At 70.7% G+C, this 15,834-nt stretch carries 11 protein-coding genes and 1 pseudogene; 7 read left to right on the top strand and 5 right to left on the bottom strand.

Features of this window, described 5'->3' with window-relative positions; genetic code table 11:
- Window positions 1-81: 81 nt before the first annotated feature.
- The 3 genes from TN53_RS24270 to TN53_RS24260 all read right to left on the bottom strand — a co-directional run bounded on the left by TN53_RS24270 (window position 82) and on the right by TN53_RS24260 (window position 4,006).
- Window positions 82-1,242: a damage-control phosphatase ARMT1 family protein gene (locus TN53_RS24270; RefSeq protein WP_046260739.1), complete on the bottom strand. Its 1,161-nt coding sequence runs from the start codon at window positions 1,240-1,242 to the stop codon at window positions 82-84.
- Between the two features lie 22 nt (window positions 1,243-1,264).
- Complete coding sequence (locus TN53_RS24265; protein WP_046260738.1) at window positions 1,265-1,912, bottom strand: ScbR family autoregulator-binding transcription factor; 648 nt, start codon at window positions 1,910-1,912, stop codon at window positions 1,265-1,267.
- 291 nt (window positions 1,913-2,203) lie between these two features.
- Window positions 2,204-4,006 carry a S8 family peptidase gene (locus tag TN53_RS24260; RefSeq protein ID WP_046260737.1) on the bottom strand — a complete coding sequence of 601 codons (1,803 nt, stop codon included), beginning with the start codon at window positions 4,004-4,006 and terminating at the stop codon, window positions 2,204-2,206.
- A gap of 548 nt (window positions 4,007-4,554) precedes the next feature.
- On the opposite strand from TN53_RS24260, the gene TN53_RS24255 reads away from it, so the two are divergent.
- Window positions 4,555-5,481, top strand: coding sequence for a lytic polysaccharide monooxygenase auxiliary activity family 9 protein (locus TN53_RS24255; RefSeq protein ID WP_046260736.1), 927 nt, complete (start codon window positions 4,555-4,557; stop codon window positions 5,479-5,481).
- 18 nt (window positions 5,482-5,499) lie between these two features.
- Here TN53_RS24255 and TN53_RS24250 read toward each other — a convergent pair whose 3' ends face one another.
- Window positions 5,500-6,153, bottom strand: coding sequence for a hypothetical protein (locus TN53_RS24250; protein WP_046260735.1), 654 nt, complete (start codon window positions 6,151-6,153; stop codon window positions 5,500-5,502).
- Window positions 6,154-6,786: 633 nt separating this feature from the next.
- Between TN53_RS24250 and TN53_RS24245 the strand changes: the two genes are divergently transcribed.
- On the top strand, window positions 6,787-7,458 hold the full coding sequence (locus TN53_RS24245; protein ID WP_046260734.1) for a DUF6230 family protein: 672 nt from the start codon (window positions 6,787-6,789) through the stop codon (window positions 7,456-7,458).
- Window positions 7,458-7,913: a DUF6114 domain-containing protein gene (locus TN53_RS24240; RefSeq protein WP_046260733.1), complete on the top strand. Its 456-nt coding sequence runs from the start codon at window positions 7,458-7,460 to the stop codon at window positions 7,911-7,913. The genes TN53_RS24245 and TN53_RS24240 overlap by 1 nt, the downstream gene beginning before the upstream one ends.
- 713 nt (window positions 7,914-8,626) lie before the next feature.
- Here TN53_RS24240 and tatA read toward each other — a convergent pair.
- On the bottom strand, window positions 8,627-8,836 hold the full coding sequence (tatA, locus tag TN53_RS24235; RefSeq protein ID WP_046260732.1) for a Sec-independent protein translocase subunit TatA: 210 nt from the start codon (window positions 8,834-8,836) through the stop codon (window positions 8,627-8,629).
- Between the two features lie 156 nt (window positions 8,837-8,992).
- On the opposite strand from tatA, the gene TN53_RS24230 reads away from it, so the two are divergent.
- The 4 genes and pseudogenes from TN53_RS24230 to TN53_RS49605 all read left to right on the top strand — a co-directional run.
- Window positions 8,993-10,501: an LCP family protein gene (locus tag TN53_RS24230; protein WP_046260731.1), complete on the top strand. Its 1,509-nt coding sequence runs from the start codon at window positions 8,993-8,995 to the stop codon at window positions 10,499-10,501.
- 132 nt (window positions 10,502-10,633) lie between these two features.
- Complete coding sequence (locus TN53_RS24225) at window positions 10,634-11,449, top strand: SAM-dependent methyltransferase (RefSeq protein ID WP_046260730.1); 816 nt, start codon at window positions 10,634-10,636, stop codon at window positions 11,447-11,449.
- Window positions 11,450-11,656: 207 nt separating this feature from the next.
- Window positions 11,657-12,676 (top strand): substrate-binding domain-containing protein, encoded by a 1,020-nt coding sequence (locus TN53_RS24220; RefSeq protein WP_046260729.1) that lies wholly within the window; start codon window positions 11,657-11,659, stop codon window positions 12,674-12,676.
- 73 nt (window positions 12,677-12,749) lie between these two features.
- Window positions 12,750-14,676 (top strand): annotated as a pseudogene (locus TN53_RS49605) (nitrate- and nitrite sensing domain-containing protein); the annotation flags it as partial.
- Window positions 14,677-15,834: the final 1,158 nt, after the last annotated feature.

Raw genomic sequence — 15,834 nt, 5'->3', positions numbered from 1 at the left:
CCCGCGGAGGAGCCGCATATGGATACGGCCCCGCGCCCCTTCAGGGCGCTGCCGAACCGTGGAGGACTTCACCCGACCCGCTCAGGGGCGTACCTGGATCAGGGCGTGCGTGCCGCCGGTCCGCCATCGCTGCCCCTGCGCCGCCACCAGCGCGGCCTCCGTCGCGGGGGCGAGGCCGGTGATCACGTCGGACTTCAGGGTGCGCAGAGCGGCCACCGGGCCCGGGAAGTGGGCCGTGACGTCGGCGAAGGGGGTCGTGGGCGGCCACATCCGATCCCCCACCAGGCGACGGTAGTTGAGGTCGCCCTTGACGACGGTCAGCGCGGCTTCGGCGAACTCGGCACGCAGATCGTCCGGCATCGCCTCGTACGGCAGCGGGGCACAGGAGAAGGGGTGGGCGCGCACGGTGAGGCTGCCGTCGGCCATCGCCGACCACAGATCGCGCCCGTGGTCGGCCGCCGCGCCCGGCGCCCGGGTCAGCCGGCGCACGGCGTCGACCACATCGGCGGTCGTGGCGTCGGAGACGTAGTACGGATACGACTTGACGTGCAGGATCGCCCGACGGACGCGCCCCTGGGCGAGGAGGTGGGCGATCAGGAGGAGGTCCGGGACAAGTTCGCGGCCCGCGTTGTCGGCGACGAGACAGAGGGTGTCCGCGCCGTCGAGAAGCGACCAGAGGGCGGCGCTGTCGTCGGCGACCAGCCCCGGGACGGCGTCCCGGCCCTCGGCGTCGGACAGGCGGAAGCCGAGGTCCGCGCGGTTGCCCCACAGGGAGCCGTGCAGCAGGGCCGCGCCTTGTTCGTCGGCGGGCCGGCCGCCGAGGGCGTCGAGCGCGGCCAGTTCCTCGTCGGTCTCCGGGGCGTCGAGCTCGGCGAGCTTGAAGGGACGGAAGGGGTCGATGCCCTGCCAGGGCCCGGAGCCGAAGTAGCCCACGGCTTCGAGGAGTTGGCGATAGAACCAGCTCTCCGACCAGAGCCACGGCACATCGAACCAGGAGCGGCCCAGGTACTCGTCCGCCCCCCAGGCCGCCCATGCGGCACGGTCCGGCGCGGTGGCGGGAAGCGGTTCGATGACGCCCTTGGTGCAGCTCTCCAGCAGCGCGTCGAGGGCGCGGTGCTGCTCGGGGCCGTAGGGGAAGGCATCCCGCACCTGCCGGATGATCGCGGGATGCCGCTCGGCGAGCACGCTGTGCGGGAACGAGCCGGGTTCGGCGGCGAGGATCACGGGCGGGATATCGGGCATGGGCGCCACGGTACCGCGCGGATCACGCGGCTCTGAGCTCCCGCTCCAGGTGGGTGACGAGGCTCAGATAGCGGGCGCGGCGGGGCACCGGCACCATGCCGCGGATGAGGATGTGCCACAGCCCGGCCAGCCGGCGGGGGTGACGGGTGACGGGTTCGAGGGAGTGGCCCACCACCCGGGTGCCGACCAGGGACGCGACGAGGGAGTGCGCGGCGGCGTCGACATCGATGTCGGCGTGGAGGTCGGACTCCTTGACCGCGTCGTGGAGTCTGCGGGTGGCGAGGCCCAGGCACTGGGTGAAGGGGTGCGGGAGTTCGGGCGGCAGTTCCAGGCCGCCGGTGGCGAGCCGGAGACCTGCGCTCGGCAACGGCCCCTCCAGGGACAGCCGCGCCATGCCGAACGTGGAGCGGATCAGGGCCTCGAGCGCGGTGCAGCCGCGGCTGTCCATCTCCTCCGAGAGCCGGTTCAGGTTTCTGTACTGGATCTCCATGATGGCGTGAGCGAGATCCTGCTTCGCCGCGAAGTGGAAATAGAGTGCGCCCTTCGTGACTTGGGCATGATCGACGATGTCGCTGAGACTCGTCGACTCGTATCCGCGCCGGTCGAACAGCTCCGCGGCGGCGGCGATGATCGCCGCGCGAGTCTGTTCGGCTCGTAATTGCCTGGCCATAGGCGAGTCTCTCCTGGGGGCGAGAGAGCATGCCCTGAAAAGAACAGGCCATGCCGTTTGTTTCTTACTCCCTGTACACGATATCTCACGGTCCGACGGCCATCACGGGACACCCGAACTCCGTCCAGTTTCCAGGCCTCCCACAACTTGTAGATCACTTGTGCGCGTACCGCAGGCATCGGCGGGAGAAACCGGGCGGGCGGCACAAAAAGGCGGGCCGGCCCGGTGCCCCATCCGCACCGGCCGGCCCGCCTGTTCAGGGCGCGCTCAGAGAGTTCGAGACTCAGCAGCTCAGAAGGTCAGCTTCCAGCTGTTGAGCGTGCCCGTGTCCTGCGCGGCCGTGTCCTGGACGCGCAGCTTCCAGGTGCCGTTGGCCGTCTCGCTCGAAGCGTTCACGGTGTAGGTGGTGTTGACGTTGTCCGCGGAGTCCGAGGAGCTGGCGGACTTCAGGGTGTACACCGTGCCGTCCGGGGCGACGAGGCTGACCACCAGGTCACCGCGGTAGGTGTGGGTGATGTCCACCGCGACCTGGAGGGCCGAGGGGGCGTTGCCGGTGCGGCCGGTGACCGCGATGGAGGACTCGATCGCCGAGCCGTTGTCCGGGATGGACGCGGCGGTGGTGTTGGAGAACGTCGTCCCCGTGCTCGTACCACCACTCACGGCCGCGACCGTCTTCGCCGCGTCCGCGAGACCCGCGCCGCAGCCGCCCGAGCAAGCACCCGGCAGGGCACGGGCGTTGTTCTTGATGGCGGTCTCGATCTGGGCCGGGGTCAGCGAGGAGTTGGCCGACTTCAGCAGCGCGGCGAGGCCCGCGATGTGCGGGGTGGCCATGCTGGTGCCCTGGTAGTAGGCGTAGCTCTCGGTGGACGCCGTCGTGGCACCGGAGTTCAGCGTCGACAGGATGCCGTTGGCGGTGCCGGTGCTGGTCTGGCCGCCGGGCGCCGAGATGTCGACCAGGGAACCGTAGTTGGAGTACGACGCCTTGGCGCCGGTGCGGCTGGTCGCGGCGACGGATATGACGTTGTTGCAGTTGCCCGGCGAGTGGCCCGAGACGTTCTCGTTGTCGTTGCCCGCGGCGACGGCGACGACGGTGCCGCGGTTCACGGCGGCGGTGATGGCGCTCTGGGTCGCGGTGGTGCAGGCACCGTCACCGCCCAGGCTCATGTTGATGACCTTGGCGACATTGGTGTTGGCGGGCACGCCGGAGACGGTGCCGCCGGACGCCCAGGTGATGGCGTCGATGATGTCGGAGTCGTAGCCGCCGCACTTGCCGAGGACGCGGACCGGGGAGATCTTCGCGCCGTAGGCGATGCCCGCGATGCCCTTGCTGTTGTTGGTGACCGCGGCGATGGTGCCGGCCACGTGCGTGCCGTGCCAGGAGGAGTTGGACACCGGGATGCCGGAGCCGCACTCGTTGGCCGCGTAGTGGTCGCCCGGGTCGGCCGGGTTGCTGTCGCGGCCGTCGCCGTCGACGGAGACCGCGGTGTCGGCGATGAAGTCGTAACCGGCGACGATGTTCGCGGCGAGGTCGGTGTGGGCGACGTAGCCGGTGTCGATGACGGCGACAGTGACGCCGGAACCGGTGGTGGTGTTCCAGGCGCCGGGGACGTTCATGCCGGCCGTGGCCTCGAACAGGTCCCACTGCTTGGCGTACTCGGTGTCGTTCGGGTCGGCCTGCGGCGTGTTCAGGCGGTCCGGTACGACGTAGGCGACCTGCGGGTCGGCCTTGTACTCGGCGACCACGTCGGCGACATCGGTGCGGGTCAGGTCCGCGCCCAGGTCGACGAGGGCGGCACCGGTGCCGAGGCGGCGCTGGAAGTCGACGTCCTCGCCGGCCTCCTTGCCCTTGGCGACGGCGTCGGCCTCGGCGGCCTTGTTCGACTTGGCCTCGGTGGCACCGGACTTGTAGCCGACGATGAGGCGCTCGGCCGCGACGCCGGGGGCGGCCTCGGTCTGCGCGGTGGGGACCGCGGCGGCCCGCGGGGCGGCGGACTCCTGGGCCACGGCGACGGTGGTGCCGGCCGCCGAGAACAGCGCGGCGGAGACCGCGGCGACGGAGACCAGCTTCCGTCGCAGGGAGGGGGAGGTACGCAAGGGCTTGCCTTTCGTAGCCGTCTCCGGGCAGCGCGGAGCGGCGGTCTGATCGCTTCGTCGGTGAAGCGGCGGGGGGTAGATCGAAAAGCGGCGCGGTGGCCGGGCAGGGGGTGTCTGCCGGTCCACCGCGGAGGAAGAAGCGGCGTCCGGGGGTCCCCCCGCTCGAGCGAAGTCGAGAGTGGGGGCGCGTGCGAGCCAAGGCGCCGGAGCGCCCTCGTGACGGAGCCACGTGGGCGGTTCGGCAACGCGGCGAGCGTGCGTGCCAGACGTCGCGACGCCGCAGGGGGCCGGCAGACACCCCCTGGGCGCGTGAGCCGATTGTTGAAGGGGTTACCTGTGGGTCGGCTGTGGTCGAACGATAGGCAAAGGGAAGGTCATGTGAATACAGGGGAAACCCTCGATCCGGCGGGAAACCCACCCTCGCCGCCGAGGAGTTGAGAGGGAATGACCCCTTTCGCCCGCTGCTGTCCCGCACTGAACGCGCCGGGCCCGTTTTCCGTACTGCACGGGAGCAAACCGTTCCCGCGTCGGCCGAGGAGACGTCCCGCATGCCCCGGATGACCGCATACCGCACCGTTCTGGCGGCCACCGCCGCCGCCCCGCTGCTGCTCACCGTCTGGGCGGCGGGTCCGGCGCAGGCGCACGGAGCGCCGACCGATCCGGTGAGCCGCGCCTACGCCTGCTCCCCCGAGGGCGGCGAGCGGGCGGGTACGGCGGCCTGCCGCGCCGCCGTCGCCGCGAACGGCAGTTCCTTCGCCGCCTGGGACAACCTGCGGATCGCGAACGTGAACGGCCGCGACCGGCAGACCGTTCCCGACGGCGAGCTCTGCAGCGGCGGCCTGCCAGCCTACAAGGGTCTCGACCTGACCCGCACCGACTGGCCGTCGACGCGCCTCACTCCAGGCGCGTCGATGACGATGACGTACGCCTCGACGATCCCGCACACTGGCACGTTCAAGATGTTCCTGACCAAGCCCGGCTACGACCCGTCGAAGCCGCTCACCTGGTCCGACCTGCCGTCGCAGCCCTTCGCCGAGGTCAAGGACCCGGCGTTGACGGGCGGCGCGTACCGCCTGCCGGCGAAGCTGCCCTCCGACCGGACCGGTCGCCATGTGCTGTACACGATCTGGCAGAACAGCAGTACGCCGGACACCTACTACTCGTGTTCCGACGTGGTGTTCCCGACGGCCGCGAAAGAGAACGCGAAAGACAAGACGAAGGAGCCGGGCACGCCTTCGCCCTCGCCGTCCGTGGCCGCGGGCGCGAAGACCTCCGCGAGCGCCTCGCCGAGCGCCGAGCCCCGGACGGCGACACCTTCACCGACGCCGTCGAAGGCGAGCCCCGACACCACTCCCGTGGCCTCCACCCCCACCGCGGACTCCGGCCCTTCGGCCCCGCTCGTGGCGGGCGGCGCCGCCGCGGTGCTGGTGATCACCGGGGGCGCCGCCCTGGCGCTGCGTCTGCGTCGACGCTGAACGCCGTGCGCGTGAGGGTCAGTTGACGAAGACCGCCGCGCCGTCGGAGGTGGCGACCGGGGCGTACTTCGCGGTCCAGAAGCCGCTGGCCGGGCAGAGCGAGGAGCCGGAGGTCCTGGTGAACTGCTGGTTGGCGAACTGGATGCTGTTGTCGGTGTTGGAGGCCGCGCCGGTGAGGTCGCCGTTCGTCGCCTGGTAGACACAGGTGACGCTGCCCAGCAGGGTCCTGAGCACGACGGTGGTCTGAATGGCGCCGGCGCTCCCGGGGGCCACGGTGACGGTGCCGTCGGAGGCCACGGTGGTGGTGTACGCCAGGTTGTTGACCGTGACGCTGGTGACGCCGAGCACACCCACGTTGTTCGAGGTGCAGTTGCTGAAGGTGTGCGCGGTGAGCGACTCGGAGGCCGTGCCGGGAGCGGCCGGGTTGCTGTCGACCGTCGCGGTGAACTGCGAGGTGGTGCAGGTGATGCCCGTGGTGCCGGTCGCGCTGGAGTAGAGCGTGGCCGTGGTGCCGCTCGCCAGGGGTGCGGTGAGCGTGGTGGTTTCGGCGACGGCGTCGCCGCCCGCGGATCCGGTGGTGAGGACGTTGTCGGCGGCAGAGGCCGGGGAGATCGCCGGGAGGGTGAAGGCGGCGAGGGCGGCGGTGAGGGTGAGCAGGGTTCGCGTACGCATGCGGGGGTGCCTCTTTTCCGAGGTGGGGGGTCTGAAAGGGGTGCGAGGACGCGACGCGGCGTCCGCCGTCACCGGCCCGTCACGCCTTCTCCGTACGTGACGGACCGGCAACGGCAGCCGGCCGGTGACCGGCCGGAGAACCGTGGGGTGGCCTCCGGCCGGGCCGGGCGGAAAGGCACTCGGCACGGACCGAGGGGGGAAGCGACCGTGTGGGTGCCTGGGAGGAGGCGGGCACGGGAGGTGCCCGGTACGGACAGGACGTCCGGGAGACGCGGGCAGTGCCGCGTGACGGATCCGGCGCCACGGATCCGGGGTGAACCAGTGAGAGTTGTAGACCTGATGGTCAGTCAACGTCAAGAAGAAACAGGGTAGTTGACGATCGTTCAATAGTTTTGCCGAGACGCTGGAATTCCTTGACGCACAGGTGGGGCACAACCAGCACCCTTTTTTCACAACTCCCTTGACCCTCGAATGTAACCCCGGGTAACTTCCTCAGCGGCTACTGCGGAGTAGCGAGAAAGCCCTTGCGCCCGCCGGGAGTTGTGAGGGTCGCGCGCCGCATGCGCTGTCCGCGCCAGGACAACGTGCCAGTGAGATGCCGGACCGCACTTTCTAATGCACCTGGGAGCAGACATGGCCTCGTCCTCGGACGTCTCGTCGTCCGCCGACAACACCCCCGAGAACCCGGAAAGCGGTTCCTCGCCCGACCCCGTCAGACGCGGACGGGTCCGGGCCCGCCGGGCCGCCGTGATGGCGGTGCCGGCCACTCTGATCGCCGCGACGCTCGCGGTTCTCACCGCGGAGGGCGCGCTGGGCGTGCAGTTCGCGATCTCCGGGATGGCGTTCACGGTCACCGCCAAGGAGATGACCGGCACCGGGTTCGAGCAGTTCGGCGGGCTCGACAACATGGCGCCGAACAGCCCCAACGAGGGCGACACCGGCGGGCAGGTGCTGGTCGTGACCTCCGCGATCAAGCACGCGACCCTGGACAGCCTGTGCCAGAGCGTCGACCTGGGCGGCACCAACCTGCTCATCAAGGCGGGCAGCGGCTCGGAGAAGGTGACGGCCACCGACCTGATCACCGACTCCACGGAGATGTCGGGCAACGCGTCCTTCACCAACATCGAGATCGGCAACGACGCCAGCACGCTGACCAAGGCCGGGGTCAAGGGTCCGAGCGGTGTCTTCAGCCAGCAGGCCGACACTGTCCAGATCAGCAACCTGCGGCAGACCAACTACGCGACCACGGCCGCGGTGTTCAAACTTCCGGGCCTCAAGCTCAGCTTCAGCGGTACGGGTTGCTGATGTCGGACACTCCACTCCGGTCTCCACAGGGAGTGCGGTCGGCCTTCCGCGCCTGGCGGGCCGACCGTCCGTTCTCGGGCGGGCTGTTGCTCACCCTGGGCGGGGCCTGGATCCTGCTCACCGAGAAGGCGTCACTGAAGGTCATCCTGCACATCGGCATGCAGGGACTGGCCGGCTACCTGCTGCCGGCGTTGATGGTGGTGCTGGGGCTGCTCATCCTGTTCAACCCCGCCCAGCGCCTCTTCTACTCGATCACCGGGGTGCTGCTCGCCCTGGGCACCTGGCTCACCTCCAACCTGGGCGGCTTCTTCGTCGGGCTCCTGCTCGGTGTCGTCGGCAGCTGCATGACCTTCGGCTGGCTGCCGGACCAGGAGCCGCGCGTGAGCCGTCGCAAGCGACGCAAGGCAGCGCGGGCGGCGGCGCCACAGGGCACCGCCAAAGAGCAGCCCGCCTGACCCCGCTCCACCACCGACTCCCTCTGAACCACCGGCTGCCCACCCCGACCCACCTGACGTGCGCGGGATGAACAGCCGGTGTTTCAGGGGGAGTTCGCGTGTGGAGGGCTGGTCGGCGGACCATCCCGTGGTGGGGGCGCATCTACGGCACCCTGAGGCCGGGCCGTCGCCGTACGGACCGCGAGGGCTGATCCGCTCCGCGCAGGCGGGGCCCGACCCAGGCGGCACAGCGCCGACCACGGCGGGGAGCGGCTCGCCCTCGCGCGTCGCTCACCGACGCACCGCGGCAAGGGCATGCCGCGCCTGGCACTGGACTTCCGGGACGGACCGGAGGGGCTGCGCCGGTCCGTGCAGGGACATCACCGCGGACCGCGACCCGAGGCGGCACGCCGTTGCGGCCGCTCCCCGCGCCAAGGCGCGACGAACCTGGCGCTGGACATGCCGGGCGGACCTGGGGGTGGGCTGGTTCGCACGGGCGAGGCGACCCAGGAAGCCGGAACGCCTGCCGGACGGACCTGAAGGTGAGCTGGTTCGCACGGGCGAGGCGAGCCTGGATGCCGGTACGCCTGCCGGACGGACCTGAAAGTGAGCTGGTTCGCACGGGCGAGGCGAGCCTGGATGCCGGTACGTCGCCGTAGGCCGCGGCCCGCCCGGTGCGCCGTCGTCGCAGTGCGGATCGGTGCCGGTGGGCGGCCGGTCGGGGACGCCCCGGGTCAGGTCGTGGGGCCCGCCGCCGGGGTAGTGGCCGGTGGCTCCGGGGCCGCGGTGTCGTCGTCCTTCAGCGCCTTCGCCTCGCTCTTGAGGATGCGCATGGACCTGCCGAGCGCTCGTGCGGTGTCGGGCAGCTTCTTCGAGCCGAACAGCACGATGACGACTATCGCCACGATCAGCAGGTGCCAGGGTTCCAGTCCGTTACGGAGCACGGCCGCGACCTCTTTCTCCGGAGTTCTTCTCAACTCACTCTTACGTCGGTCGAGCACACTTGCCCCGGCCGCCCGTCGGATGACGGTTGCTGTGGTGCGCAACTGTACAACTCAGGGCGAACATGACAAACCCCCGCAATACACAAGAGGGCGCGCATGACGATCACCAGCACGCGAAGGCCCGCGCCCCCGCGGCACAGGCAGAGCGGCCGCCGCCGGGCCGCACGTCGCCGGGGGCGCCGGATACGCCTCGCGCTGCTGATCTGCCTCGCCGTACTGGTGCTCGCGACCGCCGGCGCCGGCTGGCTCTACCTCAAGCTGGACGGCAACATCAGCACCTTCGACTCGGGCGGCCTCTCCGACCACCGCCCCGACGCGGCCTCCCAGAAGGGCGAGAACGTCCTGCTGATCGGCTCCGACGCCCGCACCGGAGGCAACGACAAGCTCGGCGGCGGCGACAAGGACGACATCGGGCGCTCCGACACCACGTTCCTGCTGCACATCTACGCCGACCATCAGCACGCCCTCGCGGTCTCCATCCCGCGCGACACCCTGGTGGCCATCCCGCCGTGCAAGCTCCCCGACGGCAGCTGGACGAAGACACAGACCGACACGATGTTCAACGCCGCCTATTCCGTCGGCGACACCGCCAAGGGCAACCCGGCCTGCACCCAGAACACCGTCGAGCAGCTCACCGGGCTGCGCGTGGACCACACCGTCGTCGTCGACTTCAAGGGCTTCGCCCGGCTGACCGAGGTGGTGGGCGGCGTGAAGGTGTGCCTTCCCCAGGACGTCTATCAGAACGACCTCAACCCCCACCGCACGACCCCGGGCAAGCGGCTCTTCAAGAAGGGCGAGGAGACCGTCTCCGGGCAGAAGGCGCTGGACTACGTCCGGATCCGGCACGGCATCGGGGACGGCTCCGACATCGGCCGTATCAAGCGCCAGCAGGCGTTCGTGGCCAGCCTGCTCAAGGAGGTGAGGAGCAGGGGGCTCACCCCGACCAGGCTGCTGCCGCTCGCCGACGCGGCCACGAAGTCACTGACCGTCGACTCGGGTCTGGGCACGGCCGACAAGCTCATCTCCTTCGCCATGGCACTGAAGGACATCGACCTGCACGACACCAAGTTCGTGACCGTGCCCTGGCGGTACGAGGGGTCACGCGTCGCGATCGTGCAGCCGGACGCGAGCGAGCTGTTCGCCACGCTGAAGGCGGACCGGACGATCGACGGCAAGAACGCGAGTGGGAAGAAGAAGGCGGTGCCGGCCGCCTCCGCCTCGCCCGTCTCCGCCTCGCCGGTCTCCGGGGCCGGGATCGATGTCTCCGTCTACAACGGCACCACGGTGACGGGCCTGGCCGCGCGGGCCGCCGCGACGCTCACGTCGGACGGTTTCACCGTCACCGGTACGTCGACGGCGGCCACGCAGGACCACACCGGCACGTCCGTCGAGTACGGGCCCGGCGAGCTGTCCCGGGCCCGTACCGTCGCCGAGGCGTTCCCGGGTGCCGAGCTGGAGTCCGTCACGGGGGCCGGGATCAGCGTCGTAGTCGGCCGGTCGTACGCCGCCACCCCCTCCGCGACACCGACGGCCCTGCCCACCGAGGTCGCGGACGGCGCGCGGTCCGCGGATGACGATCCCTGCTCGAATCTGACGTACGGATGAAGTCGCCGGGGCGTACCCAGTGGTTGGTGCGGATCACCGAGGATCGCGATTTCTCACGTGCGCGCACAACTACCCTGCGTCTGATGGGAAGTTGAACCTTGAACTCGTATTCCACGCGACGGGAGGGGCACATTGCCCGCCAACGGACGGCCCACCGACCGCATCGACACCGAGACCGCGCATGCCGCTCGGATCTACGACTACATCCTCGGCGGCAAGGACCACTACCCCGCCGACCGGGAGGCGGGCGACGCCATGTGCCGCGAGTGGCCCGCGCTGCCCGTGCACATGCGGGCCAACCGCGACTGGATGAACCGGGCCGTGCGGTGGCTCGCCGCGGAGGCGGGGATCCGGCAGTTCCTGGACATCGGCTCCGGCATCCCCACCTCGCCGAACATCCATGAGATCGCCCAGTCGGCGGCCCCCGACGCCCGCGTGGTGTACGTCGACAACGACCCGCTGGTCCTCGCGCTCTCCGAGGGGCTGCTGACCAGCACGCCGGAGGGCAGGACGGCGTACGTCGAGGCGGACATGCGTGACCCGGCGAGCATTCTCGACTCCCCCGGGTTCCGCGAGACGCTCGACCTCGGCGAGCCGGTCGCCCTGACCGTCGTCGCGATCGTCCACTTCATGCTGGACGAGCACGACGCGGTGGGCATCGTCCGCCGCCTCCTCGAACCACTGCCCTCCGGAAGCCATTTGGCGATGTCCATCGGCACCGCCGAGTTCGCCCCGGCGGAGGTCGGCCGGGTCGCCCGCGAGTACGCGGCCCGTGACATGCCGATGCGGCTGCGCAGCCACGCCGAGGCCGCCGAGTTCTTCGACGGGCTCGACCTCGTCGCCCCCGGAATCGTGCAGGTGCACAAGTGGCATCCGGACGGCACGGACACCGACGGGATCCGGGACGAGGACATCGCGATGTACGGGGTGATCGGGCGCAAACCGTGAAGCTTTACGGCTGGTACGCACCTGAACATCACGAAGCGGCAGCAAGAACTCACTGAAAGTCGCTGCTCACTTGACTATCGACGGCCGCACGCGATTGGCTCCGGCCAGCGAGAGTCACCCGGACGGCGTACGACGAGTCGAACTTCACCGGAGTGCTCCCTTTCGCCGTTCCTCCAGCTCGGCCGCACAGCGAGGTGTCGCACCATCATGATCACTCCTCCCCCACCTCCCGCTTCCCACAGACGTGTTGCCGTCCTGGCCGTCGCCGCCGCCTGTCTGCTCGTGGTCGGCTGTTCCGCTTCCGGCGGTACGTCGGACTCCGGCACCGGCACCGCCGCCGTCACCGTCGGCAAGGCGGACGGAGCCGGGCTCAAAATCGCTCTGATCACCCACGCCCCCGAGGGCGACACCTTCTGGGACCTGGTGCGCAAGGGTGCCGAGACGGCGGCCGCCAAGGACGGCATCGAGCTGACGTACAGCAGCGACCCCGACTCGGCCGGACAGGCCGAACTGGTGCGGGACGCGGTGCGCGAGAAGGTCGACGGCATCGCGGTGACCCTCGCCAAACCGCAGGCGATGCGCGCACCGGTCGCCGCCGCAAAGGCGGCCGGCATCCCCGTGGTCGGCCTCAACTCCGGTAGCGACTCCTGGCAGTCCACGGGGCTCCTGGAGTTCTTCGGCCAGGACGAGAGCGTGGCCGGCCGGGCCGTCGGCGACAAGCTGGACGGCCTCAAGGCCCGGCACGCCCTGTGTGTGATCCAGGAGCGCGGCAACATCGCCCTGGAGGCCCGCTGCGCCGGGGTGAAGAAGACCTTCGACGGCGAGACCGAGAACCTCTATGTGGACGGCACCGACACCAAGGCCCTCACCGCCGTGATCACGGCCCGGCTGCGGCAAGATCCGACGGTCGACGAAGTCGTCACGAACGGCGCGCAGTTCGCGCTCACCGCGGTCGCGTCGGTGAAGGACGCGGGCAGCAAGGCGCGCGTCGCCACCTTCGATATCGACAAAGACCTGGTGAAGGCGGTCAAGAGCGGTGCCGTGCAGTTCGCCGTGGACCAACAGCCCTATCTCCAGGGGTATCTCGCCATCGACTCGCTCTGGCTGTACCGGACCAACGGCAACGTCAGCGGGGGCGGGGTGGCGCCCGTGCTCACCGGTCCGGCGTTCGTGACCAAGGCGAACGTGGACGCGGTGGCCAGGTTCGCGGCCAACGGCACCCGGTGACGGACCCGACCCGAGCCCGCCACCCCGCTCTCCGCACCCCCCTCCCTTCCCTGCTCATCGCCTAGGACGACGAATGTCTCCACGGACAGGTGCAAGGCGCCGCCTCGGCTCCATACGTCTCTCCCTGATCCTGCTGGCCCTGGTGCCCAGCGTCACGCTCACCGCCCTGTGGGGCGTGACGACGACGCAGATGTTCACCGAGGGCCTACGGCTGCGCGGACAGACCGAGTTGAGCCGGTCGACCGGGGCCATGGGCACCGACGCCACACTCGCCCTCCAGCGCGAACGCAGCCTGTCGGCGGCCCTGCTGGCCTCGCCGCGCGGCTCCCGGGCCGCGCTGGACGCGCAGCGCGAGGAGACGGACAAGGCGGTCGCCAAGCTGGTCGGGCGGTCCGACGCGATCGCGAAGGCGCCGTCACGCATCTCGGACCGGCTGTACTCGGTGCTCGGCTCGGTGGCCAGCCTGGAGTACTACCGGGACCAGGTGGACGACCCCACCGACATCACCCCCGCCCAGGTCCTCGACCAGTACAGCGCGATCATCGACGGCCAGATCCACGCCTTCCAGGAGCTCTCCCAGGTCGACGACGGCGACCTCACCTCGCAGGCCGGCCCACTGGTCGCGCTGGAGCACGCGGCGGAACTGGTCTCCCAGGAGGACGCGCAGCTCACCCTGGCCTGGCCGTCCGGACACCTCACCGAGAAGGAGTGGATCGGGTTCGCGCAGCTGGTCGACGCCCAGCGGTGGCTCGTCGAGGACCAGATCGTCCCGCAGTTGAGCGGCAGCGCGAAGACACAGACCGAGCGGATCCTCCAGAGCTCCGAGTGGCAGAGCCTGACGAAGATCGAGGACCAGGTGCTCGCCGCCCGGGCCTCCGCCGCCGGCGGCGAGGTGGCGCTGCCCGACGCGCAGAAGAAGTGGACGGCCGCGCTGGACAAGGTCGCCGCCGCGTACACCCGGCTGATCCAGGACCAGACGTCCGGGCTGCTCGACCGCAGCGCGGACAACGCGCACAGTCTGCTGCTCACCGCCGCCTCGCTGAGCGCGGGCGGGCTGCTGGGCCTGCTGGTGTGCATCGGCATGTCCTGGCGGATCACCCGGTCCCTGTCCCGGCGACTGAACGGGCTGCGCGAGGCCACGCTGAGCCTCGCCGAGGAGCGGCTGCCCGACGTGGTGTCGCGGCTGGAGCGGGGCGAGACGGTCGACGCGGACCTCGCGGCCCCGCCGCTGGACTACGGCGGTGACGAACTCGGCGCGGTGGCACGGGCGTTCAACAAGGCGCAGCGTACGGCGGTGCACACGGCGATCGAACTCGCCGACACCCGGCGCGGCTTCCAGAAGGTGATCCTCGGGATCGCCCGGCAGAGCCAGAACCTGGTCAACCTCCAGCTCACCAAGCTCGACGCGCTGGAGCGTCGGCACACCGATCCCGAGGTCCTCAAGGGTCTGTACGAACTGGACTCCACGGCCAGTCAGTTGCGGCGGTACGAGGAGAATCTCGTCGTCATCAGCGGTGAGCGGCCGGGGCGCAGCTGGCAGGAGCCGGTCGCGCTGGTCGACATCCTGCGCAGTGCGGTGGGCGAGGTCGCCGAGTACCGGCGGGTGGAGGTGCACACCGAGGAGGACGTGTATCTCGCGCCGCCCGCGGTGGCCGACGTGATCCATCTGCTGGCCGAGCTCATCGACAACGCGACCGTGTACTCGCCCGCGCCGGCGCCGGTCACGGTGCAGGCCTCGTCGGTCGCCAAGGGCCTGGCCGTCGAGGTCGAGGACCGTGGCCTCGGCATGTCGGAGGAGGACTACGCGTCCCTCAACTCCCAGTTGGCGGTGCCTCCGAAGTTCGACGTGGTCGCCCTCGCCGACGACCTCCGCCTCGGCATGTTCGTCATCGGCCGCCTCGCCACCCGCCACGGCATTGCGGTCACCCTGCGCCCGTCGCCGTACGGCGGCACGACGGCGATCGTGCTGCTGCCGCAGGACATCGTGGTCCGGGACATCGCGGGTGCCGATGTGCCGGGTACGGGGGAGGCGACCGGGCCGGGCACGACCTGGGGTACGACCGCGAGCCTGGCCCGCGTCGGGACGGGAGGCCCGGTCCGGCACGCCGACGAACCCACTGTGGCGGGGGGCCTCCCTGAACTGACCCACGCCGACACGGGAGTCGCTGTCCTCAGCGGCACCGCGGACATCGCCGAGTCCGGTGCGGGGCGGGGTACGAGCACGGGGGCGACCGAACTGGCCGACTCCGACGCCGGAGCCCTCGTCCAACGCGGCATCACGGCAGCCGACGCACCCGGCGTGGAGCAGGGAGCCCTCGAACCGGCAAGCACCAACGCCGAGGGGCTCCTCCGACACAGCGACGCGGGCACCGCCGGAACCGATGTGAAGCAGAGTGCGAACACAGGGGCGGCTGAACTGACCGACTCCGACGCAGCAGTCGCTGTCCGACACGGCAGCACGGACGCCGGCACAGTCCAGCGCGGCAGCACGGACGTCGGCACACCCGGCGTGGAGCGGAGTGCGACCACAGGGGCTCCTGGACAGGCGGACGTCGACGACCGGCTTCCGGTCCGACAGCGGCGTACGGAGGCCCCGGGACCCGAGAGGCAGGCGCGGGACGTCGAGGCCTCCGTCCCGCCTCTGCCCGCGCGCCGACGAGGCGTACAGGGCGACTCGGAGCACTCCCGTGCGGGTGAGACCGACCGGCCGGGAGGGCCCAGGGTCCCTGGTGACGCGGGTGCGGGCGAGGGCGCACACCCCGGGCGCCGCCCGGGCATGGCCCCGCTCCCCCGCCGTGTCCCCCAGACCAGCCTCGCCGTCGAGCTCCGCGAGGACGCCGCGCCCGCCGAACAGGACGGCTCCGAGGAGGAGTTCACGGCGGAGCGCGCCGCCTCCTCACTCGCCGGCTTCCAGCGTGGCACGTTCCGCGCACGCGGCGAGGACGCCGAGGCGTCGGACGGCCAGGAACCGGAAAACCTCCACCCTCACCCCTCCACCCCCACCGATGCGCCGTACGGTCAGAAGGAAACAACCACACCGGACAACCCCGGCCCCCAGACCCCGGCCACCGGCACGGACACCCCCGCCGACCGCTGACCTCCCCATCCCCGACCACCGACCCGCACACACGCACGCATCATCCGCCGCACCCGAACGC

This window comes from Streptomyces sp. WM6386, from assembly GCF_000972385.1.
Lineage (GTDB): Bacteria > Actinomycetota > Actinomycetes > Streptomycetales > Streptomycetaceae > Streptomyces.
The sequence above is the reverse complement of the archived record's forward strand: the minus strand, read 5'-3'. Positions and strand labels throughout refer to the sequence as shown.